The sequence below is a fragment of the Streptococcus sp. DTU_2020_1000888_1_SI_GRL_NUU_041A genome (assembly GCF_032387735.1).
GTDB classification, from domain to species: domain Bacteria; phylum Bacillota; class Bacilli; order Lactobacillales; family Streptococcaceae; genus Streptococcus; species Streptococcus sanguinis.
Genome location: NZ_CP135591.1, coordinates 2,042,286 through 2,067,176, shown reverse-complemented (window position 1 = coordinate 2,067,176; position 24,891 = coordinate 2,042,286). Strand labels below are relative to the sequence as shown.

The following is a 24,891-nucleotide window of genomic DNA, read 5'->3' as shown; positions in this document are numbered from 1 at the left end:
TATGTTTAAAAAGATTATAATGATGTTTCTCAGTCTCCTTGTCGTAACGACAGCTGGTATCGGTACTTATGCTTGGACGATCTATGGTCAGTCAACAGATGAACTGTCCAAGACTTATAAGGGGTTGGGAAATGAGACAGATGTTATTTCTGCGACTAAGCCCATGACTATCTTACTGATGGGTGTAGATACAGGGAGCGGATCCCGCGAGGATACTTGGGTCGGGAACAGCGATACCATGATTCTCCTGAGCGTCAATCCAAAGACTAAGAAAACAGTCATGATGAGTTTGGAACGTGATATTCTGACTCAGATTGATGAAAATGGTCAAACAGTTGAAGCCAAGCTGAATGCTGCCTATGCGACAGGCGGAGCAGAGTTAGCCATTTCGACTATTGAGGGCTTGATGAATATCCACATCGACCGCTATGTGATGATCAATATGCAGGGCTTGGTTCAACTAGTAGACGCAGTAGGCGGTATTGAGGTCAATAATACCTTTGACTTCCCAATTTCTATTGAGGATAATGAGCCTGAGTATACTGCTAAGGTGGAACCTGGCAAGCAAACCATCAATGGTGATCAGGCGCTGGTCTATGCTCGCATGCGCTATCAGGATCCAGAGGGTGACTATGGCCGCCAAAAGCGTCAACGTGAAGTAATTAAGAAAGTGGTTGAAAAAGTTCTCAGTCTCAACAGTGTCAGCCATTATCAGGCTATTTTAAAAGCTGTCAGCAGCAACATGCAGACCAATATCGCGCTTGATTCAAAAAGCATTCCTCAACTGCTAGGCTATCAGGATGCCTTTAAGAACATTAAGTCTGAGCAGCTACGTGGAGAAGATGCGACCTTGCCTGATGGTGGAAGCTATCAGCTGGTGACGTCAGAGCATTTGCTGAGCATGCAGAATCTAATCCGCAAGTCTCTGGGCTTGGACACAGTTAAGAGTCTGAAGACCAATGCTGTTCTCTATGAAGATATTATGGGTGGCAACAGTCTAAGAAGCAGCAATAGCAGTAGTACATCTAGTAGCACAGAAAGCTATAGCAGTTACCAGAATTCTTATAGTCAGCCTACTTATAATAATGGTTATGAGAATTACTCTTATCCGACGACAGATACAACAGTTGGAACTACGAATACGACTCCGGTTGCTCCAGCGGCTTCCTCTGCCCCAGCTGCAGATGTCAGTGTCAGCACCCCACAAAGTCAGCCAGTAGTCAATGCGACTACAGAGTAAAAAGGTTAAATATAAAAAGAAGGCTGGCTCTTTGTAAATTGTAGTTGATGACGAAAAGTAACATCAAGCGAAGTTGTTATTGATTCTCTCTTTTTAAAACATTTGTCAATTATATCAAACTTCTCTTGTTATTATTGAATTGAATCTAGCAAGTGATGCACTACAAGCACATGAAGAAATAATGTTTTCTGATAGCAGTTTTTCCTATAATATTTTTTTTGAAAGTTTCATAGTATAATCAAACCGAAATAGTAAAAATGAACAAGTTTGAATGTAAAAACAAAAATATCTTGAAAAATGTATGTAGCTAGAAAAAGTTGCATGCATTTTTTCGTGCCTGTGTTGTATGACTAGCAGATTTTTCTTAAAAAAATAGAATATTTCCTGTATAATGGGAATATGTATAAAAATTTGGAGTTAGAAGAAGTATGATTGTAGGTATTGATTTAGGAACAACAAATTCTTTGGTTGGAGTTTATCAAGAAGGTCAGGTTAAGCTGATCCCAAATGCTTTTGGAGAGTTTTTGACTCCTTCTGTTGTGGCCTTAGACGATAATGACGAAATCATAGTTGGGAAAATCGCTAAGGAGCGCTTGGTCACTCATTCTGACAAGACTGTTTCTCAATTTAAACGCTTTATGGGAACTAAGCATGATTTAAGACTAGGAAATAGAACTTATAAGGCTGAAGAATTAAGCTCTTTTGTGATTCGAAAGTTGGTAGATGATGCAGAAACTTATCTTGGGGAGAAAGTTGATGAAGTTATCGTTAGTGTACCAGCCTATTTCAATGATGCTCAGCGCTATGCGACAAAAATAGCAGGAAAATTTGCAGGGGTTAAGATTGATCGTATTATCAATGAACCTTCTGCAGCTGCCCTTGCTAAAAGATCCGTGAGTCATCAAGAGGATCAATCTTTCGTTGTAGTCGATTTTGGTGGAGGTACTCTGGATATCTCAGTTGTAGAGTTGTTTGATAATATTGTTGAGATTGTGTCTATAGCAGGTGACAATCGTTTGGGAGGAGAGGATTTCACTGCAGCTATTGCTGAGGAATTTTTAGTCTTCAATCAATTGACCAAGGAGTCCATTTCGCGCGAATTCTATAGCAAAATTTTGGTGCAAGCTGAGAAAACTAAGTTGGACTTGAATGACAAAGAAGAAGTGAAAATGTCAGTACTTGACCAGGAACAGAAATATTCTTTAAATTTGACCTATCAGCGTTTTTATGAGCTTTGTCAACCTCTGTTAGCCCGTGTTAAGGCAGTTTTAGACCGCGCTTTGATGGATGCACGTTTTAGCTATGTAACCTCTGATAATTTTGTCCTAGTTGGAGGAACTTCAAAATTGAGATTGGTTCAGGATTTTCTATCTTACTGTATTGATCAAAAGGTGCAAGTATCTGATGATCCCGATCTGATGATTGCAAGAGGATGTGCGCTCCTTGCAGGAATCAAGCAACGTCAAGGAGAGATACGAGACCTGTTGCTTTCTGATATCTGCCCGTTTACACTCGGTATTAAGGTAGTCGGTGATCGTTTTTCACCAATAATAGAGCGAAATTCCACCCTCCCTGCTTCGCGGTTGGAGCATTACTATACTGCTGAAATGGGACAGAGCCAGGTGAAGATAAAGGTCTACCAAGGAGAGATGATGAAGGCGACCCAAAACTTATTCTTAGGAGAACTGGAAGTTCCAGTTCCTGTAAATTATCGAGCTAATGAAGGTTTTACAGTCCGATTCACCTATGATCTTAATGGAATATTGGATGTGGAAGTGAAAATTGACTCGACTCAAGAAATCTTTAGCCATGTCATCTTGCAAGATAGTATTACGTTGACAGAAAAGGAAATCAAGGTCAAACAATCTGAATTATCTCGCTATAAGATTAATGCACAGGAGACAGAGGTCTATCGCTTCTTGATTGAGAAGGCCAATCGCGTCTATAGTATGCTACTCGGCAGGAGAAGAGATAATCTGATGGAGGAAACAAAGAGATTTGAGGAAGAGGTCAAACAGGCGTCTGTCTATCAATTACCTAAGGTTTACCAGTCATTTTCTCGTTACTTAGATTATCTAGAACGAGGGTTGTAAGAGAGGAGAAAATATGAGTATATGGGAAACTTTAGGTATTGAGCCAACTCATGATGTCAAAGCAATTCGGAGACGTTATGCTGAGCTGGTTCGACATTATCATCCTGAAGACCAACCAGAAATCTATCAGCAAATTGTTGAAGCCTATCAAGTAGCCTTAAATTATGCAAGATCAATCAATGCTAGCTCAGAGATTGGTCTAAGAAAATCGATTTCCCATCAGCAAGAAAGCCAGACAGGTGAGGAAACCCAAGACTCTGCTTCAAGTTCCCTTGATTTTGATACTTTACATATAGAAGAGGAGCAGTCGCAAGAGGAAGGTGCAAAGTCTCTACTTGACTTTAGTGACTATAAAAGCTCAACTGCTTCAATCGGAAACTATGAAGAACCAGAGACTTCTCTAAACTTTGAAACGTTGAAGGTGGAGGAAGCACAGTTACAAGAAGAAACCGCAAAGTCTACCCTGGATTTTAGCGGCTATAATGAAACTTCGTATATAATTCGGAATTCGATTGAAAGCATAATCGGCAATGCTGATTATAGCTTTGAAGAGCAAGAAAATCTTTGGAACCAGTTCTTTAGTCAGTATAGATATGACATGAGTGCTGTTCAGACTGTCCTAGAGGAAATGGATGTTTATATTTTTAACAAGCCTGAACAATTCTCTATCATCATACCTTTACTGAAAGACTATGTCCCTGATTTTCGCAACTGGAGTTACTATTACAAACTGAATCATTGGGAAATCAAAAGGGCAGTGGCAGTAGAACAACAGAAATCTATTGCAAGTGCGAAAGAAGAGACTGAGCAATTTTACTCTTCATATCTTTTATGCCAAGAAATTCTCAAAGATTCTAAAAAAGCAAATCAACTAACATCTTGGATAGATTTTTTTAAGCACCCGCATCTTGCTTTTGTCGTGCTGTTTCAAGTGAGTCAGAAGCGTCACATAATTAAGAGTGTCCCTGTTTTAACTTATATCCTTGAAAAGGTGCGACAAGTAATGTTTAAAGAGGATCGTGAACAGTTTGATGACCTAGCTGAGTACTTAAAGAAATTAAAGGTAAAACTTGGTGAAAATGTTGACTTTAATCAATACTCTTTAGATAACCCTGATGAGGTTGAGGTAGTTTTTTATGAACTGCTAAACTCTCATTATGAAGACGACTATAGTCTATTGCGTGATTGGCAATTTCTTTTTGAAAGGGTTAAGGAACAATCACTTTTACTATCTTTGTTAGAAAAAGTGGATGTCTATCCTTTAAAGAATAAAAAGGTTTTAACCCTGATACTCCAATTTGTAGAGCGTTCAAGTGACGAGGAGTCAAATCCCTATCTGAAAAAGCTACAATTCTGGAATATTGTTCAGTCCTATCCTTCTGTTGTAAAAGAGTTTGAACTAGATAATAAGGAGAAGTTTGAATATTGGTATTACGAAGGCTATCTTTATGTTGAAAAACTAACGAAAAGTGATGAACTCATCAATGATTGGGATGAGTGGAAGCAATATTTTAAAGAAAAGCCTCGTATTCTAACTGTCTTGTTTGAACAGATATACAAGGAGTATCGACGCTTCACAGATGGAGAAGTCTTGAGATTTGTTCTTGGAAGATTTACTACTTCTAAAATTGCTCCACATATGATGACAGAGGAGACGGACAAGAAACTTGAAGAGATGACAGCCTATGCCTATGAGCTCAGTTATCCTAAGTCGAAACTATCCTATTCGTCTTGGAAAAAAAGACAGATATTCACCAATAAATTTCTGCAGTTTGTATTTGCTGTTTTGACTGTATTTAGCCTCATACAAAGTACCCAAGAGCAACGTCTTGGATTAAATTCTTGGGTTTATGTAGGAATGGTATCTCTTTTTTACTATTATATATTGAGAATGCGACAAACACCCATGGAAGAAGGGGATTTTGCTCGAGGTATGAAGCCCAAACTTTACTACAATCTCAATATGTGGGTTATGGGAATTTTATTCCTTTTCTTAGCCATTCCGTTTTTACCTCTTGGACTTATCGTTGGACTCTCTTTTATAACATTTTTCTGCTTTATTGATGGATTTAAGGTTAATAAGGGTCCAAAATGGAATTATTCACTAGATTGGCTTACTCCTATTGGTATTTTTCTTTCTGCTGGTTTTCTTTCTGCTTTGGCAAAAAGAAGCCAATTGGTTTCAGGTGTTGTCATATTCTATAGCATTATTCTGATTATCCTGCTCATTATTTTGTCCTTTACGAGATTGAGTCTAGACTTTCCGCCTTCGCTTAAGAAAATTTTCTTTCCAAGTTTAATAGGGATTCTTCTTTTTCAATTTTCTCCTCTCATTCACTTTAGACTTAGTTACTTTGATCCTATGATTCTTCGGCAAGACACCCTTAGCCTAACAGTCATGCTGCTATTAAATGCTGTTGCTATGTCTTATTTTACAAAAGAACAACGTTTAATAATTGGAGTTAAAAAGGTCTTCATAATTTATAGTTTGCAGCTGTTTATCTTTCTTCGACGATTTCTTAGGATTCTATTTTTTAATATAGCAGGGTTACGCCGATATAGTATTGAAGTTGATTCCCTTATAATGAATAGTGAGGTTGCTTTCTTCTTTCTAGAAGGACTATTTGTCCTTATGCTAATCCTCCTTTTTCGAAATATCCGTAAAGGAAAATAGTCCCTTTTTATGAAGAAGAATAAGTTGTGATAAATAGATGTAGAAAAAGTTTTCAGAGAACCATTTCGTATTTCAAAAACAGCACCTTTTGATAGAGAAAAACTCCAGCTAAAAACTGGAGTTTTTCTCTATCAAGACTCGTACTTTTCCCAGATGTCTTTGACTTGCTGGATCTGCACTTGAGCTTGGTTTTCAAGGACTTTATATTTATAGGTAAGATCTTGAGCGATGTCTTTGACTTGCTCTTTTTGCTCTTGAATGATGGCAATATTTCGTTGGATATTGGCTAGACTGTCCTTAACTTTGTCTAGGCTATCTGTTGTTTCAATGATTTCTTCTTGAATTTTTTGACGGTTTTCAACCAGCTTGTAACTGGCTGCAGCGGCACCGATAAATAGGAAAATATTTGAAAGTTTCATATTCCCTCCTTAAGCTTGCGCAATCTTCTCAGCTAATTCGGCCAGAGATGGAAAGTCTGGTTCGTGGGCTGCGAAAGTAATCTTGAGGTCATCTGCATCACTGTAGCGCGGTGCCAAATGCACATGGGTATGAAAGACAGTCTGTCCAGCAATTTCTTCGTTGTTGTTGATGATATTCATACCAGCTGCACCAGTGGCTTTCATGACCTTTCGAGCAATGTCAGGTACGCGAGTAAAGAGCTGACTGGTGCTGTCGGCATCCATATCCAGAACATTTCGGAAATGCTCTTTAGGGACAACCAAGGTATGACCTGGTGTTACCTGGGAAATATCTAGAAAAGCAAGGACTTTCTCGTCTTCGTAGACTTTAGAAGAAGGGATTTCTCCGGCAATAATTTTACAAAAAATACAATCAGCCATAAATGGTACCTCTATTCGCTAGATTTTGTTATAATATAAGAACCATTATACCAGAATTCGGAGAAAATATGTTAGAAATCAAAGAGCTTACGGGCGGCTATGTTAATATCCCGGTTTTAAAGGATGTCAGCTTTGAAGTGGGCAATGGCCAGCTGGTTGGTCTGATTGGTCTCAACGGTGCAGGCAAGTCCACGACTATCAATGAGATTATTGGTCTTCTGACGCCTTATAAGGGGCAGATTCAGATTGATGGACTGGAGCTGCGGACCAATCCCAGCGATTACCGCAAGAAGATCGGTTTTATTCCGGAAACGCCTAGTCTCTATGAAGAATTAACCCTGCGCGAGCACATTGAAACGGTAGCTATGGCATACGACATTGAGCAGGAAACAGCTTTTAAGCGCGTGGATAAGTTATTGGAAATGTTCCGACTCAAGGAAAAACTGGATTGGTTCCCTGTTCACTTTTCAAAAGGGATGAAGCAAAAAGTGATGATTATCTGTGCTTTTGTAGTTGATCCCAGCCTTTTTATCGTAGATGAGCCTTTTCTGGGGCTGGATCCGGTAGCTATTGCAGACCTTATTCAGCTCTTGGATGAGGAAAAGAAGAAGGGAAAGTCGATTCTGATGAGCACCCATGTTCTGGACTCTGCCGAGAAGATGTGCGATAGTTTTGTAATCTTGCACAAGGGTCAAGTACGGGCCAAGGGCAGCTTGACTGAGTTGCGGGCCCAATTTCAAATGCCGGATGCTGGTCTGAATGACATCTACCTAGCCCTGACAGAAGAGGCAGCGCTATGAAAGAATTATTTGCCAAACGAAAGCAGGATTTTCGTCAGCAGTGCCTGAAGTACCTGCGTTATGTTTTTAATGATCATTTCGTGCTCTTTCTTCTGATTTTTATGGGATTTTTAGGTGTTCAGTACAGTCAGCTTTTGCGGCATTTCCCGACCAATCACCTCCCGATTATTGCCAGTCTAGTTATTCTATCGCTCTTTATCCTGCCTTTTGGACGGATTGCGACCTATCTGGAAAAGCCGGATGCTCTCTTTCTCTTGGTCAGAGAAGCAGAAGTCAGGGCTTTTATCAAGGCTCAGATTCTGCGTTCCTATCTCTTGTACGCAGTCTTACAGACTGGAATCTTACTGCTACTGGCTCCGCTTTTTCTGGCTCTGGGATTGCCTATTTGGGGCTTCGGGCTCTACTGCCTCTTTATGCTAGTCTTGAAATGGTTTTTGTTTCAGGCTAAGGCCAAGAAATTCTTTACTGAAAATGGCCTAGATTGGCAGGCTCTGGTGGCTTATGAAGCTGCTCGAAAGCAGACGATTCTGCGCTTCTTTGCTCTCTTTACCAATGTTAAAGGCATTTCAAACAGTGTCAAGCGCAGGGCCTATCTGGATGGTTTGACGAGACTTGTGGGCAAGCAGCATAGCAAGACCTGGCAGAATCTCTTTTTGCGCTCTTACTTGCGAAATGGAGACTTCTTTGCTCTAACCTTAAGACTACTCTTTCTAGCTCTTTTGGCCTTGATTTTTGTCAGTCAAGCTTGGATTGCTGCGGCTTTTGCGGTCTTGTTCAATTACCTCTTGCTCTTCCAGCTGACGGCTTTGTATGAAGCTTTTGACTATCAGTTTTTGACCCAACTTTTTCCGATAGAAAGAGGGGAAAAGCTGAAGGGAGCAAGACAAATTATCACATCTATTGGCAGCTGTGTCCTTTTGGGTGAAGTGCTGACTGCTCTGCTCTTTTTCCAAGACAAGACAGCAGTGCTGGCCGTGCTGGGAGCAACTGCCCTACTCTATCTGTTCTATCTGCCGTTCAAGTTACGGAGATTGGTTGACTAAAAGAGGTAAAACTAGTAAAATGATAAAGAAACTTTTTACGGAGGGGAAACATGGACTTGGTTGATAACGAGCTGACCCTGACACCGATAGCTGGTAAGAGCGGAAAGGCCTATATGGGGACTTATCCGGACGGGGGGCGCGTTTTCGTCAAGATGAATACAACCCCTATCTTAGCAGGCTTAGCTCGAGAACAAATCGCACCGCAGCTTTTGTGGAGCCGCCGGATGCCGGACGGAAACGTAATGAGCGGGCAGGAATGGCTTTCAGGCACTATTCTGACCCCAAATGATATGTCCAAAAAGCAAGTAATCAATATTTTGACTCGGCTGCATCGCTCGCGCCCGTTGATGACGCAGCTGACCAAGCTGGGCTATACACTGGAAACGCCGACTGATTTGCTGAATGCTTGGCTCAATCAAGTGCCGCTTGCTTTGAGGAATAATCAATATCTGCAATCAGTTATCCGCGACCTGCGACAGACTGTGCCGGCCTTTCGTGAGGATTATGCGACCATCGTTCACGGAGATGTGCGCCACAGTAACTGGGTAGAGACCGACAGCGGGCTTATTTACTTGGTGGATTGGGATTCTGTGCGCCTGACAGACAGGATGATGGATGTAGCACATATTTTGAGCCATTATGTGCCTGATTCAGGTTGGCAAGAGTGGCTGAGCGCATATGGCTATAAGTATAATCAGACTGTTTTCAATAAGCTATACTGGTTTGGTCAGTATTCTTATCTGATGCAGATTGCCAAATACTATGAAAACAATGATTTAGAAAATGTGAACCGGGAGATTTACGCATTACGAAACTTCCGTTCTAAATACGGAAGAGGACAATGAGAGTAAGGAATCGTAAGGGAGCGACGGAACTGCTGGAGGCGCATCCCCAGTATGTTATTTTGAATCCGGCAGACGCCAAGGGCAGATGGCAGGAGATTTTTGGCAATGATCACCCCATTCATGTAGAGGTTGGCAGCGGCAAAGGAGCCTTTGTGTCCGGTATGGCCAAGGCCAATCCGAATATCAACTACATTGGGATTGATATTCAGAAATCGGTTCTCAGCTATGCCTTGGACAAGGTGCTAGCAACGGATGTGCCCAATATCAAGCTTCTATGGGTGGACGGTTCGGATCTGACTGATTATTTTGAAGAGGGCGAGATTGACCGCCTCTATCTGAACTTCTCGGATCCTTGGCCCAAGAAACGTCATGAAAAGCGCCGTCTGACCTATCAGTCCTTTCTGGCGACCTATCAGCAGATTCTGCCAGAAAATGGAGAAATCCACTTCAAAACGGACAATCGTGGTCTTTTTGAGTATAGCTTAGTAAGCTTTTCGCAGTATGGTATGAAGTTAAAGGGCGTGTGGTTAGACTTGCATGCCAGCGACTTTGAAGACAATGTCCTGACTGAGTATGAGCAGAAATTTGCTAACAAGGGACAAGTCATCTATCGGGTGGAAGCAGCGTTTGAATAAGAAAGAGTCTTCTAGGAAATACTCCTTGAAGACTTTATTATTAGGAAAGAATTTTGCTTAAAAATAAGATCGTTTTAAGTGGGATTCCGTCTTTAAAAGCTTGTACAGCATATTTCCCTTGCATTCTGGGACTTGTCGTGCTATAATACTAATAATGAATAAGGAAAGAGAGGCGAGGAAGTATCTTCGCCTCTTATCTGTGAGGAGGTGTCGTCATATCGCAACGATTGTTGAATTGGTGAGGGAGGTTATTGAACCAGCCATTCTGGCCCCCTATGAATTAGTCGATATTGAGTACGGAAAGATGGGCGGGGACTACGTTCTCAGTGTCTTTGTAGATAAGCCTGAGGGCATTACGGTCAATGATACAGCGGATTTGACGGATATTATCAGTCCGCTCTTGGATCAAATCAAACCAGATCCCTTCCCAGAACAGTATTTTCTGGAAGTGACCAGTCCGGGCTTGGAGCGTCCGCTCAAGACCAAGGAACAGCTATCCGATGCAGTCGGCAGTTATATCCATGTCAGTCTCTATAAGGCTGTTGACAAGCAGAAAGTCTTTGAAGGCACCTTGCTGAGCTTTGAAGAGGATGTTCTGCACATGGAATATCTGGACAAGACTCGCAGAAAAGAAGTCGAAATTCCCTACAGTCTGGTTTCCAAAGCCAGATTAGCCGTTAAGTTTTAGCCGCAGAAGCAATATAGAAAAGAAAGGAACACTTTTGTTTCGGCAAAAGTCACATGAAAATGAGTAAAGAAATGCTAGAGGCCTTCCGCATTTTGGAAGAAGACAAAGGAATCAAGAAAGAAGATATCATTGACGCAGTAACTGAGTCACTCCGCTCAGCCTATCGTCGTCGCTATGGTCAGGCAGATAGCGCGGCCATTGAGTTTGACGAAAAGTCAGGAGATTTCCGTGTCTATACTGTTCGCGAAGTCGTGGACGAGGTCTTTGACAGCCGTTTGGAAATCAGTCTCAAAGATGCCTTGGCTATCAGTTCAGCCTATGAGTTGGGAGATAAGATTAAGTTTGAAGAAGCGCCAGCTGAATTTGGCCGAGTCGCTGCTCAGTCTGCTAAGCAAACCATCATGGAAAAGATGCGCAAGCAGACCCGAGCAATCACCTACAATACCTATAAAGAGCATGAAAATGAAATCATGTCAGGAACGGTGGAGCGTTTTGACAATCGCTTTATCTATGTCAATCTTGGTAGCATTGAAGCACAATTATCGAAGCAAGACCAGATCCCTGGTGAGGTCTTTGCCTCTCATGACCGCATCGAAGTCTTTGTCTACAAGGTAGAAGATAATCCTCGCGGTGTCAATGTCTTTGTCAGCCGCAGCCATCCAGAAATGATCAAGCGCTTGATGGAGCAGGAAATCCCTGAAGTCTATGACGGAACTGTGGAAATCATGAGCGTGTCACGGGAAGCAGGCGATCGGACCAAGGTAGCGGTTCGCAGCCACAACCCTAATGTGGATGCCATCGGTACAATCGTTGGACGCGGTGGAGCCAATATCAAGAAAATTACGAGCAAGTTCCATCCTGCCAAATACGATCCAAAGAGTGGCCGTATGGTGCCGACTGAAGAAAATATCGACGTCATCGAGTGGGTAGCAGATCCAGCTGAATTTATCTACAATGCTATTGCTCCTGCCGAGGTTGACCAAGTTATCTTTAACGAAGAAGATAACAAGCGGGCCTTGGTTGTCGTACCAGACAACAAGCTTTCTCTGGCTATTGGCCGTCGTGGACAGAACGTACGCTTGGCAGCTCATTTGACAGGCTTTAGAATCGATATCAAGTCTGCCACAGAGTTTGAAGAAATGGAAGCAGCCAATGAACTGGGTGGATTTGCTCAGGAAGCAGAAGAAATTCTTGCGGATGCAGATGTCCTAGAGACAGAAGTTTCAGCAGCAGAAGCAACAGACTTTGACGCAGTAGCAGAGGAAACTGTACTAGAAACAGCTGGTTTAGAAAGCGAAGCTGAAGAACTAGATTAAGGGGGCTGGAATGGTAAAAACAAGAAAAATCCCTTTAAGAAAATCAGTGGTGTCCAACGAAGTGATTGACAAGCGTGATTTGCTGCGGATTGTCAAGAACAAGGAAGGTCAAGTCTTTATCGATCCGACAGGAAAGGCCAATGGCCGTGGAGCTTATATCAAGCTGGACAATCAAGAAGCCCTTCAAGCTAAGAAGAAGCGGGTTTTTAACCGCAGCTTTAGTATGGAAGTGGACGAGGCTTTCTATGATGAGTTAATCGCTTATGTCGATCATAAGGTCAAAAGAAGAGAGTTAGGTCTTGAATAAAGAGAAACTTGCAAATTTGCTGGGACTGGCTCAGCGGGCTGGCCGCATCATTTCTGGTGAGGAGCTGACCGTCAAGGCTATCCAGGAGGGAAAAGCACATCTGGTCTTTTTGGCCCAGGATGCAGCTCCTAATCTCAGCAAGAAAATCACTGATAAAAGTCGTTACTACCAAGTAGAAGTATCAACCGTGTTTTCAACACTGGAATTAAGCTCTGCCATTGGCAAGGCCAGAAAAGTGCTCGCCGTGACAGATGCTGGTTTTACAAAGAAAATGAGGTCTCTTATGTAATAGAAGAGGAGGACAAGATTTGTCTAAAGTAAGATTGTATGAAATCGCCAAAGAACTGGGAAAAGAAAGCAAGGAGGTAGTGGCTCGTGCGAAGGAGCTGGGACTGGATGTCAAAAGTCATTCATCCAGCGTAGAAGCTGACGCTGGTGAGCGAATCAAATCCAGCTTTACAAAAGCAGCCGCACCTCAAGCTGCTGCAGAAAAGCCTGTAGCAGCCCAACCATCACCGAAAAAAACTCCTGCCAAAGAGGCGGCACCAGTCAAGGCAGAACAGACAGAAGCAAAAGCAGCAGCTCAGCCAGAAGCGAAAGCAGAAACGGTAGCGCCAGTCAAGCGCCCGCAAAGCCGGAACTTTAAGGCAGAACGTGAAGCGAGAGCCAAGGAAGAGGCAGAGCGTCGGAAGCAGCAAGGCAACCGCAAACCACAAAATAAAGAGCAAGGCAAGCGTGAGGACCGTGATAATCGAAATAAGAATCGCGGAAACCGCAACGACCGAGATAGGGGCAATCGTCCAAATGACCGTCGCGATAATCGTGGTCAAGATGGCCGCCGCAATGGTCAGAATCATCAAGGATTTAACGGTCAAAACCGCCAACAGCCTCAAGGACCAAAGATTGACTTTAAGGCCCGAGCAGCAGCTTTGAAAGCAGAGCAGAATGCTGAATACGCTCGCTCCAGCGAGGAACGCTTTAAGCAAGCACAAGAAGCTAAAGAAGTGTTGGAACGGCAAAATCGCCGCAAGGAGCAGCCTAAGGCAGAAGCAAGTGCACCAGTTCAGCCTGCACCAGCTCCATCTGCACCAGCAGCGAATCCAAGCCCAGCTCCAGCCGCCGTGGATACGCGTCGTAAGAAGCAAGCTCGACCAGATAAGAAGCGCGATGATTTTGATCGCGAAGAAGAAGGTCCAAGAAAACAACAAAAGAATCGAAGCAGTCAAAATCAAGTGAGAAATCAAAGAAATAGTAATTGGAATAAAAACAAGAAAAATAAAAAAGGAAAGGGCAACAATAATCAGGCACCAAAACCTGTTACAGAACGTAAGTTCCATGAGTTGCCAACTGAATTTGAATATACAGACGGAATGACCGTTGCAGAAATTGCAAAACGGATCAAGCGCGAACCAGCTGAAATTGTCAAGAAACTCTTTATGATGGGCGTGATGGCAACGCAAAACCAATCTCTTGACGGCGATACTATTGAACTCCTTATGGTGGACTACGGTATCGAAGCTAAGAAGAAGGTGGAAGTTGACACAGCTGACATTGAGCGCTTCTTCGTAGAAGAAGGTTATATCAACCAAGATGCCTTGGTAGAGCGTCCGCCAGTTGTCACCATCATGGGACACGTTGACCATGGTAAAACAACCCTCTTGGATACCCTGCGTAACTCTCGCGTAGCTACAGGTGAAGCAGGTGGTATTACTCAACACATCGGTGCTTACCAGATTGAGGAAAGCGGCAAGAAGATTACTTTCTTGGATACGCCTGGACACGCGGCCTTTACTTCTATGCGGGCCCGCGGTGCCTCTGTTACGGATATCACTATCCTGGTCGTAGCGGCTGATGACGGTGTTATGCCGCAAACCATCGAAGCTATCAACCACTCTAAAGCGGCTGATGTCCCAATCATCGTAGCCATCAACAAGATTGATAAGCCAGGAGCGAATCCTGAGCGCGTGATTGGTGAATTGGCTGAGCATGGTGTCATGTCAACAGCTTGGGGCGGAGATTCTGAATTTGTTGAAATCTCAGCGAAATTCAATCAAAATATCGACAGCTTGCTAGAAACAGTCCTCTTGGTGGCTGAAATTCAAGAGCTCAAGGCAGATCCTACTGTTCGAGCGATTGGTACAGTCATTGAAGCCCGTCTGGATAAAGGAAAAGGTGCTGTCGCAACCCTTCTGGTTCAGCAGGGAACTCTGAATGTGCAGGATCCAATCGTTGTTGGTAATACTTTCGGTCGGGTTCGGGCTATGACCAATGACTTGGGCCGTCGTGTTAAGGTGGCAGGACCATCTACACCGGTTTCTATCACTGGTCTCAATGAAACTCCGATGGCTGGTGACCACTTTGCGGTTTATGAAGATGAAAAAGCTGCGCGTGCAGCTGGTGAAGAACGTGCCAAACGTGCTCTTCTCAAGCAGCGTCAAGCTACTCATCGCGTTAGTCTGGAAAATCTCTTTGATACCCTCAAAGCTGGTGAAGTTAAGTCTGTCAATGTTATCATCAAGGCTGATGTGCAAGGTTCTGTAGAAGCCCTGTCTGCTTCCCTACAGAAGATTGAAGTGGAAGGCGTTAAGATTACCATCGTCCACTCAGCGGTTGGTGCTATCAATGAATCTGACGTGACACTGGCGGAAGCTTCAAATGCTTTCATCATCGGATTTAACGTTCGTCCAACATCTCAGGCTCGCCAACAGGCAGAAGCTGATGATGTCGAAATCCGTCTCCACAGCATTATCTACAAGGTTATCGAAGAAATGGAAGATGCCATGAAGGGAATGCTGGACCCAGAATACGAAGAAAAAATCATCGGGGAAGCTCTTATCCGCGAGACCTTCAAGGTTTCCAAGGTTGGTACTATCGGTGGATTTATGGTTATCAACGGTAAAGTTACCCGTGATTCCAAGGTTCGTGTTATCCGTGACGGCGTCGTGATTTACGATGGGGAACTTGCCAGCCTCAAGCACTTCAAGGATGATGTTAAGGAAGTTACCAACGGCCGTGAAGGTGGACTCATGATTGATGGCTACAATGACATCCAAGTAGATGACACGATCGAAGCTTATATCATGGAAGAAATTAAGAAATAAGATAAGAAGTAGGTTAAAAACTCGCAGTGAAATCATATTTGGTGGAAGTTGATATTTTTAGTCCCACATCTTTTTCACAAAGAGTTTAGATCGAATTTCATTCATTAAAACTAAAATATAAGCTAGGCTAGGCCTAGCTTATATTGCAGAAGAGAAAAATTAGAAAGGAAATCTCATGGCAAATAATTTTCGTACAGACCGTGTGGGCATGGAAATCAAGCGCGAAGTCAATGAAATTTTGCAGAAGAAAGTTCGTGACCCGCGGGTACAGGGAGTAACCATTACCGATGTCCAAATGCTGGGCGACCTATCCATGGCCAAGGTCTACTACACGATTATGAGCAATCTGGCCTCTGATAATCAAAAAGCTCAGACCGGTCTGGAAAAAGCGACCGGTACCATCAAGCGGGAGCTGGGCCACAATCTGAAGATGTACAAGATTCCAGATTTGACCTTTGTCAAGGACGAATCCATCGAGTATGGCAATAAAATCGACCAGATGCTGCGCGATTTAGATAAAAAATAAAGCAGAAACTCAGCTGTTATGGCTGGGTTTTCTGTTTTTTAATTTAATATAACAATTTTTCATAAAAATAGGTATATACCATTTACAAATAAAAAAGAAAGAGTTATAATATAGTCAAGAAAACTCAGAGATTCAAAAGCGGGAGTTAGAAAGCAGCTATAGAAAGATGCTAGCTCTATCACAGAATTCCGCTTTGAATGGCAGAGAATACAGAAGTCAAGACAAGGGAGGCAGTCTTATGCCTACATATATTAAAGCAGATCAATTTTTCTATCCTCAGGGAATCCGTCAGGGCGGTTATTTAGAGCTGATTGACGGTAAGTTTGGCAAGCTGGTGCAGTCTGTTCCGCAGGATGCAGAGGTCATAGACTACAGTGGCTACTCGATTGCACCAGGTCTGGTGGACACTCATATTCACGGCTTCGGCGGTGTTGATGTCATGGACAACAACATCGAAGGAACTCTTCATACCATGAGTGAGGGTCTCTTGACTACCGGTGTGACCAGCTTTTTACCAACAACCCTGACATCGTCCTATGAGCGGCTTTTGGCGGTTACTGAAAATATCGGTGCACGCTATCAAGAAGCCAGCGGAGCCAAGATTCGCGGTCTCTATTTTGAAGGGCCTTATTTCACCGAAAAGTATAAAGGCGCTCAAAATCCGGCCTATATGAAAGATCCTAGTATGGATGAGTTTCGTGCTTGGCAGAAAGCCGCAAATGGCTTGCTCAATAAGATAGCTCTCGCACCAGAACGTGAAGGCGTAGAGGAATTTGTCCGCACGCTGACTGATGAAGGTGTGACCGTTGCTCTGGGGCATTCTAACGCAACCTTTGATGAAGCTAAGACTGCGGTCGAAGCTGGTGCCAGCGTTTGGGTGCATGCTTATAATGGCATGCGGGGCTTGACCCACCGGGAGCTGGGCATGGTTGGTGCCATGTATGAGTTGCCCCACACCTATGCGGAACTGATTTGTGACGGCCACCATGTGGATCCTAAGGCCTGTGACATCTTGCTCAAGCAGAAGGGACATGAAAATATTGCCCTCATTACTGACTGTATGACCGCAGGAGGTCTTGAAGATGGTGACTACATGCTGGGAGAATTTCCAGTGGTTGTGGCGGATGGAACAGCTCGGCTCAAGTCAACGGGCAATCTAGCTGGCTCTATCCTCAAGCTCAAGGACGGATTGAAAAATGTGGTCAAATGGGGCATTGCCAATCCTCATCAGGCGGTCATGATGGCTAGCCTGATTCCGGCAAAATCAGTCCATATTGATGATGTCTGCGGACAGATCAAGGAAGGCTACGATGCTGACTTTATCGTTTTAGATAAAGATTTAGAGCTGGTAGCTACTTATCTTGATGGTCAAGAACGATTCCATGTATGAGAACCGCAGGTATTGAAATTAGTCTCCTTATATTTTTCAGAAAGAGCAGGGCAACCTGTTCTTTTTGGTTGGCAGACGCCTTGATAGTCTTCGCCTAGATTTGAATTGCTTTCTTAAGCGTGATATAATGAGACTATAATGCAAACAGGAGTAGGCTATGAAACGAATTGATGCGAAATTTTTGATAATGGGACTTGTTTTACTGCTGGCCGGACTGATATTTGGACGAATCTTGATCCTTGTCGCAGGACTTGCTTTCATTATCTATAGCTTTTTCAGTAAAGGTATGGAGCCGACCAAGGAAAATATCTTCAAACCCAAACCAATACTGAAGAAAAAGGAAAAGAAATGAGCAGTTCTGCTCTTGTAATCACTGTAGCAGCTGCCTTACTGAAGGCAGTAGATGGAACTTATAAAGGAGACATGAGATGAGAGAATATCTTTTGAACAACGGTGTTGGCATTCCGGTGCTGGGCTTCGGTACTTGGAAGGCTCAGGATGGCGAAGAAGCTTATCAAGCAACATTAGCCGCTCTCAAGGCAGGCTATCGTCACATTGATACGGCAGCCATCTATAAGAACGAAGAGAGTGTCGGACGGGCAATCAAGGACAGCGGCATTCCGCGGGAGGAGCTCTTCATCACGACCAAGCTTTGGAATGATATTCATACTTATGAGGAGGCTCAAGAGGCCTTTGCTGCCTCAATGGAGCGGTTGGGACTGGACTATCTGGACCTCTACCTCATCCACTGGCCTAATCCCAAACCCCTGAGGGAAAACGATGCTTGGAAAAAGCGGAATGCTGAGGTCTGGCGGGCTATGGAAGACCTCTATAATCTCGGAAAGATTCGAGCGATTGGCGTCAGCAATTTCCTGCCTCATCACTTAGAAGCCTTGCTTGAGACAGCTCGCATGACTCCTGCTGTCAATCAAATCCGCCTGGCTCCAGGTGTCTATCAGACAGAGGCGGTGAACTTCTGCCGTAAGCATGAGATTTTACTGGAAGCTTGGGGACCATTTGGCCAAGGTGAGCTCTTCCAAAATCCAGCCGTGCAGGCTGTGGCAGACAAGTATGGCAAGACCATTGCCCAAGTCGCTTTAGCTTGGAGCTTGCAGGAAGGCTTCCTGCCTCTGCCTAAGTCGGTCACTCCGAGCCGGATTGCCAGCAATCTAGACTGCTTTGACATCGAGCTAGATGATGCGGACTTGGAAGTGCTTAAAAATATCAGCGGTTTGGCCGGTGGCGCACCAAATCCGGATGGGATGGATTTTTAGGTGAAAACATAAATAGGAAATTGCTAGAAGTCAATGTCTAATTTATTTCATTTTATACACGAAAATGGTGTAGATAAAATTAATCTCTCAATTTATAGATTGAGAGATTTTTAAATTTACTGAGTTATTTTATGTAATGAATAAGAAACGAGTGAAAAAATGGTATAATAAGAAATAATAGATTTTATAGTAAGGGTTGATTATATGGGAACAAGAGCAGACCAAATTAGATTTTCTGAATTAACTCGCGTACAGATTCCTGCAGTACTACACCTAATTAGGATAGGATATACCTATTTGTCTCGTAAAAGCCAAGAAATTATTGAAAGGGATCCCGAAACGAATATTTTGGTATCTATTTTTAGAGAACAGTATCGTAAGTTGAATAATTATGCAACTGATATGGACTTTGAACGAGATTTAAATAATATCAAGCTAGAGCTGAATCAAAATGATTTGGGTCGAGCTTTCTATAATCGTATTCAAGGAGATGGTGGTGCGACCTATATTGATTGGAACAATCCGGGAGCGAATACTTTTCATGTAGCCATGGAAGTATCTTGTCAAAATGGCAATGATGAGTTTAGACCGGATGTGATGATTTTTATTAACGGATTGCCGCTATCTTATATTGAAGTGAAACAGCCCAATGCGATTAGAGATGGAAAAACTGGCATTCAATCCGAGCAGGATAGAACGAGATATCGCTTTGAAAATAAGAAATTTCGCCGTTTCAATAATATAACACAATTTATTTCGTTTTCAGATAATTCATCTTACGTGAGTGGGCAAGGAGGACAAAAACAGGGGTCTTATTATTGTTCAAACGCCTTTTCTAAGACTAAATTCAATGCTTTTAAAGAAGAAAGAGAGGTTGATTTTCTTCATAGTTTTCAGACTCTGACTCAGGATGATATTGAATATGTTTTGGAAGATATGAATCAGCTACCACTTCAAACTCTTCCAGAGTTTGTAACAAATATGCAACCTGATACACCATGCAATTCGTTTTTGACTTCTCTATATCAAAAAGAACGCCTATTTTTTATGCTACGTTTTGGGCTTGCGTATGTTGAGGAAGAGGGTAAGGATGGACAACGCCAACTACAAAAGCATATAATGCGCTATCCACAGTATTTTGCTACCAGAGCTATCAAAGATATGATTTCAAAGAATATTAAAAAGGGTGTTATTTGGCATACTCAAGGCTCGGGTAAGACAGCTTTGGCTTATTTTAATATTCGCTACTTAAAGAATTATTTTTCAAAAAAACGTGTTATTCCAAAATTCTATTTTGTTGTTGATCGCTTAGATTTGGCTGACCAAGCTTATAGAGAGTTTGCTAAGCGCGGTTTACGGGTTAAACGTATCAATAAACCGAAAGAATTAAACCAAAAACATGATGGCTATGATGTAGCTGTTGTAAATATACAAAAATTTAAAGACAGCTCCGATTTGACGGATAGTTCTGGCTATGACCTTAACTGCCAAAATGTTTATTTTATTGATGAAGCTCATCGTTCTTATAATGAACGTGGATCCTACCTACCAAATCTTTATAACTCGGACAAGCGGGCCATTAAAATTGCTCTAACGGGAACGCCTTTGATTACGTACAAGAAAGACGGACGGACCAAAGAAAGTCATGCCACTACGCGAGATATTTTCGGAAATTACATCCATAAATATTACTATAACCAATCTATTGAAGATGGCTTTACTCTCCGACTGATGCGAGAAGATATTGAAACCTCGTATAAAGAGAATCTTCGTTCGATAAATGAAGAAATTCAACGTGGCGGGCTCTCTAAAGAGGATATCTTTGCTCATCGTAAGTATGTCTCACCTATGTTAGATTTTATCTTAGAAGATTTCACTAGAGCAAGGAAGTTTATTTTTGATGATGATTCTATCGGAGGCATGATTGTTTGTGATTCATCCAAGCAGGCTCGTGAGCTAGAACGGCAGCTTGAGGAACGACGGCGAAATGGTCAAACAAACCTAAGTTCAGCTCTCATTTTGCATGATGAAGGGGATAAGGACTATAAGAAAGAAAGGGTGGAAGCATTTAAGGAAGGCAAGATTGATTTGATTATTGTCTACTCTATGCTTCTAACTGGCTTTGATGCTCCCAGACTGAAACGTCTTTATTTAGGTCGCAAAATAAAAGCTCATAATCTCTTACAAACTTTGACTCGTGTTAATAGACCCTATAAAGATTATTTGTTCGGTTATGTAGTTGACTTTGCGGATATTTCCAAAGAATTTGATAAGACTAATCGAGCCTATCTTGAGGAACTTAATCATGAGTATGATATTACGGTCACTGGTGAAAATGAAGAAGATGTCTTTGGGTCTCTTTTTGTACCAGCTGATGAGATTAGTCGAGAATTGGAAAAATCAAATCTTATTTTGATGGATTACCCAACTGGAAATCGAGCGGCTTTTGCAATAGCTGTTGATGAAGTGAAGGACAGAAGAGAGTTGATTGAACTCAAAAAAGCGATAGAATCTGTCAAGCAGTACTATAACATTGCAAGTCTCCTAGGCTATAAGGAGTTAATGGATCAAATTGATATCAAATTAATTTCGACTTTTTTGAACATCATCTCCAGAAGATTGATCAACCTTTCTGCTATGGAAAGACCAGATGACTTTTCTAGCCAGGCATTACTGAACCTCGCGATGTCAGAAACTAGTTTTTCTTTTGTAAAGATTGCAGAAGAGGAATTGCGATTAGCTGCTAATGACCTGGACGATTTACGTCGGCGGATCGCCAATGGACTTAATAATCATAAAGATAAAAAAGATCCTGAATGGGTTCAACTTTTTGAAGAGTTCAAGAGAATTATGAAAAAACATATGATCCATGAGGAAGAAGGCTACACCATGGATGTTATTCTGCATACCAAAGAGGCTTATCATAAACTTTTTGGAGCAGTGGATGACTATCGAAGTCGTATGAGACGTTTGACCATGAATTTTGATGGAGATGAGATGGCTGCTAGAAGCTATAAGCATGCAACTAACTCATCCAAAGTTAGTGCTTTTCCAGCAGTTTATCATGTCATCAAGGGAGCTAAGATTCAGGTTGATAGACTCGTCAGTCAAAATCAAGGTGTACTGGACAATGAGGCCTTTCTAAAAAGAATGATTAGTCAGGCAGCTCGCGAGGAAATGAAAAAAACAAAATTAAACAGTAGTTTGACCAGAGAAAATTTTGAAAAGCTTGTTGAATCACTGTTTGAACAATATGAAGAGGAATACCAACATTAATGAATGAGAATTACAAAAATCTTGTCCAAGATTTAGTTGATGATTTAAAAGCTGTTTTTACACATGCTGGTTTAGGAGGAGAGGCTGGTGAATACAAGCTTCTTACCCAATCTTTCTTATATAAGTTTTTAAATGATAAGTTTCTCTATGAAGCAAAGGCAGTAGATACAAAGAATATCTATGAGGAACTTGTTAAGATGAGCCTTGATGGTTATAGGTGGCTTTTGGAAGATATAGGTACTGCGACTGCTCAGCTTAAACCTGAGCAGTTCATTGAGACTTTGCATCGTAAGCAAAATGAAGACAATTTCTATGAAATTTTTGAAACGACTCTCAACCAAATAGCTATTGACAATAATGATATCTTCTCTGTTCATACGGATGGAGACACAGCTATTCGTCTTTTTGATGAGCGTTTAATTACAGATAATATTTCAGATTCAAGCAAACGTAATCAAGTCGCAAGAGCTATCATCAATCTACTTGCTCGTATCAAATTTGATGAGACCATTTTTTCACAAGGTTTCGACTTTTTCTCTACTCTCTTTGAGTACATGATCAAGGACTATAACAAAGACGGTGGAGGCAAGTATGCAGAGTACTATACGCCTCACTCTGTGGCTAAGATTATTGCTGATATTCTTGTGGGAAATGACCAGCCATCAAACGTGCGTATCTATGATCCGTCAGCTGGTTCGGGGACCTTGCTCATGAACCTAGCTAGCCGTATCGGTGTGGATAAGACCACAGTCTATAGTCAGGATATCTCGCAAAAATCCTCTAATCTCCTCCGTCTCAATCTGATCTTGAATGGATTGCAACATTCCATCCATAATATCGTACAGGGAAATACCATTATCGCCAACCGTCACCCTGAAAAGATGGACTATATCGTGTCAAACCCTCCTTTCAAGCTGGACTTTTCAGAGTGGCGTGACCGAGTGGAGAGCTTGCCAGAAGCCAGTGAGCGTTTCTTTGCAGGAGTGCCAAAGGTTCCAGCTAAGTCTAAGGACAAGATGGCGATTTACGAGCTCTTTGTCCAGCATATCATCTACTCCTTGAAGTCAGATGGTCAAGCAGCCGTTGTCTTGCCGACAGGCTTTATCACTGCCCAGTCAGGGATTGATAAGGCTATCCGTCAACATTTGGTGGACAATCAAATGCTGGGTGGTGTCGTTTCCATGCCTTCCAATATCTTTGCGACGACAGGTACTAACGTCTCCATCCTCTTTATCGATAAGAAAAATAAGGGCGATGTCGTCCTTATTGATGCCTCAAACCTCGGAACCAAGGTCAAGGAAGGCAAAAACCAAAAGACTGTGCTTTCTCCTGAGGAAGAGCAGAAGATCGTTGATACCTTTATCAAGAAAGAAGCCGTCGAGGATTTTTCTGTCACTGTCTCTTATGAGGATATCAAGGAGAAAAACTACTCTCTTAGCGCTGGCCAATACTTTGACATCAAGATAGACTATGTGGATATCACAGCAGAAGAGTTTGAAGCCAAGATGACCGCCTTTCAAGATAAACTTTCAGATCTCTTTCAGCAATCGCATGTGTTGGAGCAGGAGATTGAAGAGCAAATGAAGGGGTTGAAGTATGAGTGAGTGGAAGTTTTTAACTCTGAAAGAAGCAGAACTAGAGTTTATAGATGGAGATAGAGGAATTAATTACCCTAAGAAATCAGAGTTATTGCTAGAAGGTGATTGTGTTTTTCTAAATACAGGTAATGTTAGACAAAATAGCTTTGATTTTTCTAATTTAGATTTTATTACAAAAGAAAAGGATAATTTACTAAGGAATGGTAAGTTACAAAGAGATGATATAGTTCTTACCACAAGAGGAACAGTAGGGAATGTTGCCTTATATTCTCAAGAGGTTCCGTTCAGTAACATTAGGATTAATTCAGGAATGGTAATAATTAGGGTAAACAAGAATTTCTGGCATCCCTATTTTGTTTATTTGTTTTTTCAATCTCATCTTTTCAAAAAACAAATCAGTAGACTTATATCTGGTAGTGCTCAACCTCAGTTACCAATTTCAATTTTAGAAACTGTTAGTATTCCTCAATTAACATTGGATGAACAGAAAGAAATTATTTTTAATATTAAATCTATTGACCAAAAAATCCAAATTAACAATCAAATCAACCAAGAGTTGGAAACCATGGCTAAGACTCTCTATGACTACTGGTTTGTGCAGTTCGATTTCCCAGACCAGAATGGCAAACCCTACAAATCATCAGGTGGAAAGATGGTCTATAACCCAGAACTCAAACGCCAAATCCCAGAGGGGTGGGGAGTGGAGAAGTTGGGGGATATCACAATATGCCATGACTCAAAAAGAGTTCCGTTATCTAGTAATGATAGGGAGCTTGTAAAAGGGGAAATACCCTATTATGGCGCTACAGGAATAATGGATTATGTCAATAATTATATTTTTGAAGGAGATTATGTTTTAATGGCTGAAGATGGTTCTGTAATGACAGAGAAAGGAACCCCTATTTTACAACGTATTTCAGGAAAAAATTGGGTAAACAATCATGCTCATGTTCTAGAACCAATTAAGAATCATAGTTGTAAACTTCTTATGATGCTATTGAAGGATGTTTCGGTTATGAAAATTAAAACAGGTTCAATTCAAATGAAAATTAATCAAGAAAATATGAACAAAATTGTAGTCCCAGCAATTCCGTTGGAATTGTTATTTGAGATTAATCAAAAATTAGAAGTAATTGATAAACAGCAACTTAATTTAATCGAAGAGAATAAACAACTCACCCAACTTCGCGATTGGCTCTTGCCAATGCTGATGAATGGACAGGTGAAGGTGGAGTAGTGGAAAGAG

21 protein-coding genes are annotated in these 24,891 nt (G+C 41.9%); 19 read left to right on the top strand and 2 right to left on the bottom strand.

Annotation, left to right across the window (positions count from 1 at the left end; all coding sequences use genetic code 11):
• Nucleotide 1 precedes the first annotated feature (1 nt).
• The 3 genes from brpA to RSK81_RS10195 all read left to right on the top strand — a co-directional run bounded on the left by brpA (nucleotide 2) and on the right by RSK81_RS10195 (nucleotide 6,007).
• Nucleotides 2–1,240 carry a biofilm formation/cell division transcriptional regulator BrpA gene (brpA, locus tag RSK81_RS10205; RefSeq protein WP_002893568.1) on the top strand — a complete coding sequence of 413 codons (1,239 nt, stop codon included), beginning with the start codon at nucleotides 2–4 and terminating at the stop codon, nucleotides 1,238–1,240.
• A 428-nt stretch (nucleotides 1,241–1,668) separates the two neighbouring features.
• Complete coding sequence (locus RSK81_RS10200) at nucleotides 1,669–3,333, top strand: molecular chaperone HscC (RefSeq protein WP_002911254.1); 1,665 nt, start codon at nucleotides 1,669–1,671, stop codon at nucleotides 3,331–3,333.
• 13 nt (nucleotides 3,334–3,346) lie between these two features.
• Nucleotides 3,347–6,007, top strand: a complete 2,661-nt coding sequence (locus RSK81_RS10195; protein WP_315686718.1) for a molecular chaperone DnaJ — start codon at nucleotides 3,347–3,349, stop codon at nucleotides 6,005–6,007.
• Between the two features lie 131 nt (nucleotides 6,008–6,138).
• Here the strand turns inward: RSK81_RS10195 and RSK81_RS10190 are convergent, their stop codons facing one another.
• Together RSK81_RS10190 and RSK81_RS10185 are read right to left on the bottom strand one after the other, a co-directional pair.
• Nucleotides 6,139–6,426: a hypothetical protein gene (locus RSK81_RS10190; protein ID WP_002896907.1), complete on the bottom strand. Its 288-nt coding sequence runs from the start codon at nucleotides 6,424–6,426 to the stop codon at nucleotides 6,139–6,141.
• 9 nt (nucleotides 6,427–6,435) lie between these two features.
• Nucleotides 6,436–6,846 (bottom strand): HIT family protein, encoded by a 411-nt coding sequence (locus tag RSK81_RS10185; RefSeq protein ID WP_315686716.1) that lies wholly within the window; start codon nucleotides 6,844–6,846, stop codon nucleotides 6,436–6,438.
• A gap of 68 nt (nucleotides 6,847–6,914) precedes the next feature.
• Between RSK81_RS10185 and RSK81_RS10180 the strand changes: the two genes are divergently transcribed.
• The 16 genes from RSK81_RS10180 (at nucleotide 6,915) to RSK81_RS10105 (ending at nucleotide 24,882) form a co-directional block, all read left to right on the top strand.
• Nucleotides 6,915–7,646 carry an ABC transporter ATP-binding protein gene (locus RSK81_RS10180; protein ID WP_061592623.1) on the top strand — a complete coding sequence of 244 codons (732 nt, stop codon included), beginning with the start codon at nucleotides 6,915–6,917 and terminating at the stop codon, nucleotides 7,644–7,646.
• Nucleotides 7,643–8,689, top strand: a complete 1,047-nt coding sequence (locus tag RSK81_RS10175; RefSeq protein WP_315686714.1) for an ABC transporter permease — start codon at nucleotides 7,643–7,645, stop codon at nucleotides 8,687–8,689. The genes RSK81_RS10180 and RSK81_RS10175 overlap by 4 nt, the downstream gene beginning before the upstream one ends.
• 50 nt (nucleotides 8,690–8,739) lie before the next feature.
• A complete protein-coding gene (gene ccrZ, locus RSK81_RS10170; RefSeq protein ID WP_002893562.1) occupies nucleotides 8,740–9,534 on the top strand; it encodes a cell cycle regulator CcrZ in 795 nt (264 codons plus the stop codon).
• Nucleotides 9,531–10,169, top strand: coding sequence for a tRNA (guanosine(46)-N7)-methyltransferase TrmB (trmB, locus tag RSK81_RS10165; protein ID WP_002920086.1), 639 nt, complete (start codon nucleotides 9,531–9,533; stop codon nucleotides 10,167–10,169). Before ccrZ ends, trmB begins: the two co-directional genes overlap by 4 nt.
• Before the next feature lie 199 nt (nucleotides 10,170–10,368).
• Nucleotides 10,369–10,857, top strand: a complete 489-nt coding sequence (gene rimP, locus RSK81_RS10160) for a ribosome maturation factor RimP (RefSeq protein ID WP_032912391.1) — start codon at nucleotides 10,369–10,371, stop codon at nucleotides 10,855–10,857.
• 59 nt (nucleotides 10,858–10,916) lie between these two features.
• Nucleotides 10,917–12,173 (top strand): transcription termination factor NusA, encoded by a 1,257-nt coding sequence (nusA, locus tag RSK81_RS10155; RefSeq protein WP_315686711.1) that lies wholly within the window; start codon nucleotides 10,917–10,919, stop codon nucleotides 12,171–12,173.
• Nucleotides 12,174–12,183: 10 nt separating this feature from the next.
• Nucleotides 12,184–12,480 carry an RNase P modulator RnpM gene (gene rnpM / locus RSK81_RS10150; RefSeq protein WP_315686709.1) on the top strand — a complete coding sequence of 99 codons (297 nt, stop codon included), beginning with the start codon at nucleotides 12,184–12,186 and terminating at the stop codon, nucleotides 12,478–12,480.
• Complete coding sequence (locus RSK81_RS10145) at nucleotides 12,473–12,769, top strand: YlxQ-related RNA-binding protein (protein WP_002893557.1); 297 nt, start codon at nucleotides 12,473–12,475, stop codon at nucleotides 12,767–12,769. The genes rnpM and RSK81_RS10145 overlap by 8 nt, the downstream gene beginning before the upstream one ends.
• Nucleotides 12,770–12,788: 19 nt before the next feature.
• Complete coding sequence (infB, locus tag RSK81_RS10140; RefSeq protein ID WP_002920084.1) at nucleotides 12,789–15,581, top strand: translation initiation factor IF-2; 2,793 nt, start codon at nucleotides 12,789–12,791, stop codon at nucleotides 15,579–15,581.
• Nucleotides 15,582–15,756: 175 nt separating this feature from the next.
• A complete protein-coding gene (gene rbfA, locus RSK81_RS10135; RefSeq protein ID WP_002908941.1) occupies nucleotides 15,757–16,107 on the top strand; it encodes a 30S ribosome-binding factor RbfA in 351 nt (116 codons plus the stop codon).
• 238 nt (nucleotides 16,108–16,345) lie between these two features.
• On the top strand, nucleotides 16,346–17,497 hold the full coding sequence (gene nagA, locus RSK81_RS10130; RefSeq protein ID WP_032913043.1) for an N-acetylglucosamine-6-phosphate deacetylase: 1,152 nt from the start codon (nucleotides 16,346–16,348) through the stop codon (nucleotides 17,495–17,497).
• Between the two features lie 157 nt (nucleotides 17,498–17,654).
• Complete coding sequence (locus tag RSK81_RS10125; RefSeq protein ID WP_002918060.1) at nucleotides 17,655–17,849, top strand: hypothetical protein; 195 nt, start codon at nucleotides 17,655–17,657, stop codon at nucleotides 17,847–17,849.
• A 76-nt stretch (nucleotides 17,850–17,925) separates the two neighbouring features.
• The gene (locus RSK81_RS10120; RefSeq protein WP_315686708.1) at nucleotides 17,926–18,771 is read left to right on the top strand and encodes an aldo/keto reductase; all 846 of its coding nucleotides are present in this window, start codon (nucleotides 17,926–17,928) and stop codon (nucleotides 18,769–18,771) included.
• Between the two features lie 204 nt (nucleotides 18,772–18,975).
• The gene (locus RSK81_RS10115; RefSeq protein WP_002911268.1) at nucleotides 18,976–22,047 is read left to right on the top strand and encodes a type I restriction endonuclease; all 3,072 of its coding nucleotides are present in this window, start codon (nucleotides 18,976–18,978) and stop codon (nucleotides 22,045–22,047) included.
• Nucleotides 22,047–23,651: a class I SAM-dependent DNA methyltransferase gene (locus tag RSK81_RS10110; protein ID WP_315686706.1), complete on the top strand. Its 1,605-nt coding sequence runs from the start codon at nucleotides 22,047–22,049 to the stop codon at nucleotides 23,649–23,651. Before RSK81_RS10115 ends, RSK81_RS10110 begins: the two co-directional genes overlap by 1 nt.
• A complete protein-coding gene (locus RSK81_RS10105) occupies nucleotides 23,644–24,882 on the top strand; it encodes a restriction endonuclease subunit S (RefSeq protein ID WP_002911270.1) in 1,239 nt (412 codons plus the stop codon). The genes RSK81_RS10110 and RSK81_RS10105 overlap by 8 nt, the downstream gene beginning before the upstream one ends.
• Nucleotides 24,883–24,891: the final 9 nt, after the last annotated feature.

Bases quoted from the DNA above. Each gene is read 5' to 3' on its own strand.
- rnpM (WP_315686709.1), top strand. From the start codon at position 12,184: ATGGTAAAAACAAGAAAAATCCCTTTAAGAAAATCAGTGGTGTCCAAC.
- RSK81_RS10125 (WP_002918060.1), top strand. From the start codon at position 17,655: ATGAAACGAATTGATGCGAAATTTTTGATAATGGGACTTGTTTTACTG.
- trmB (WP_002920086.1), top strand. From the start codon at position 9,531: ATGAGAGTAAGGAATCGTAAGGGAGCGACGGAACTGCTGGAGGCGCAT.
- nagA (WP_032913043.1), top strand. From the start codon at position 16,346: ATGCCTACATATATTAAAGCAGATCAATTTTTCTATCCTCAGGGAATC.
- RSK81_RS10115 (WP_002911268.1), top strand. From the start codon at position 18,976: ATGGGAACAAGAGCAGACCAAATTAGATTTTCTGAATTAACTCGCGTA.
- RSK81_RS10105 (WP_002911270.1), top strand. From the start codon at position 23,644: ATGAGTGAGTGGAAGTTTTTAACTCTGAAAGAAGCAGAACTAGAGTTT.
- RSK81_RS10185 (WP_315686716.1), bottom strand. From the start codon at position 6,846: ATGGCTGATTGTATTTTTTGTAAAATTATTGCCGGAGAAATCCCTTCT.
- RSK81_RS10120 (WP_315686708.1), top strand. From the start codon at position 17,926: ATGAGAGAATATCTTTTGAACAACGGTGTTGGCATTCCGGTGCTGGGC.
- nusA (WP_315686711.1), top strand. From the start codon at position 10,917: ATGAGTAAAGAAATGCTAGAGGCCTTCCGCATTTTGGAAGAAGACAAA.
- ccrZ (WP_002893562.1), top strand. From the start codon at position 8,740: ATGGACTTGGTTGATAACGAGCTGACCCTGACACCGATAGCTGGTAAG.
- RSK81_RS10110 (WP_315686706.1), top strand. From the start codon at position 22,047: ATGAATGAGAATTACAAAAATCTTGTCCAAGATTTAGTTGATGATTTA.
- RSK81_RS10175 (WP_315686714.1), top strand. From the start codon at position 7,643: ATGAAAGAATTATTTGCCAAACGAAAGCAGGATTTTCGTCAGCAGTGC.
- RSK81_RS10180 (WP_061592623.1), top strand. From the start codon at position 6,915: ATGTTAGAAATCAAAGAGCTTACGGGCGGCTATGTTAATATCCCGGTT.
- brpA (WP_002893568.1), top strand. From the start codon at position 2: ATGTTTAAAAAGATTATAATGATGTTTCTCAGTCTCCTTGTCGTAACG.
- RSK81_RS10190 (WP_002896907.1), bottom strand. From the start codon at position 6,426: ATGAAACTTTCAAATATTTTCCTATTTATCGGTGCCGCTGCAGCCAGT.
- RSK81_RS10195 (WP_315686718.1), top strand. From the start codon at position 3,347: ATGAGTATATGGGAAACTTTAGGTATTGAGCCAACTCATGATGTCAAA.
- rbfA (WP_002908941.1), top strand. From the start codon at position 15,757: ATGGCAAATAATTTTCGTACAGACCGTGTGGGCATGGAAATCAAGCGC.
- RSK81_RS10200 (WP_002911254.1), top strand. From the start codon at position 1,669: ATGATTGTAGGTATTGATTTAGGAACAACAAATTCTTTGGTTGGAGTT.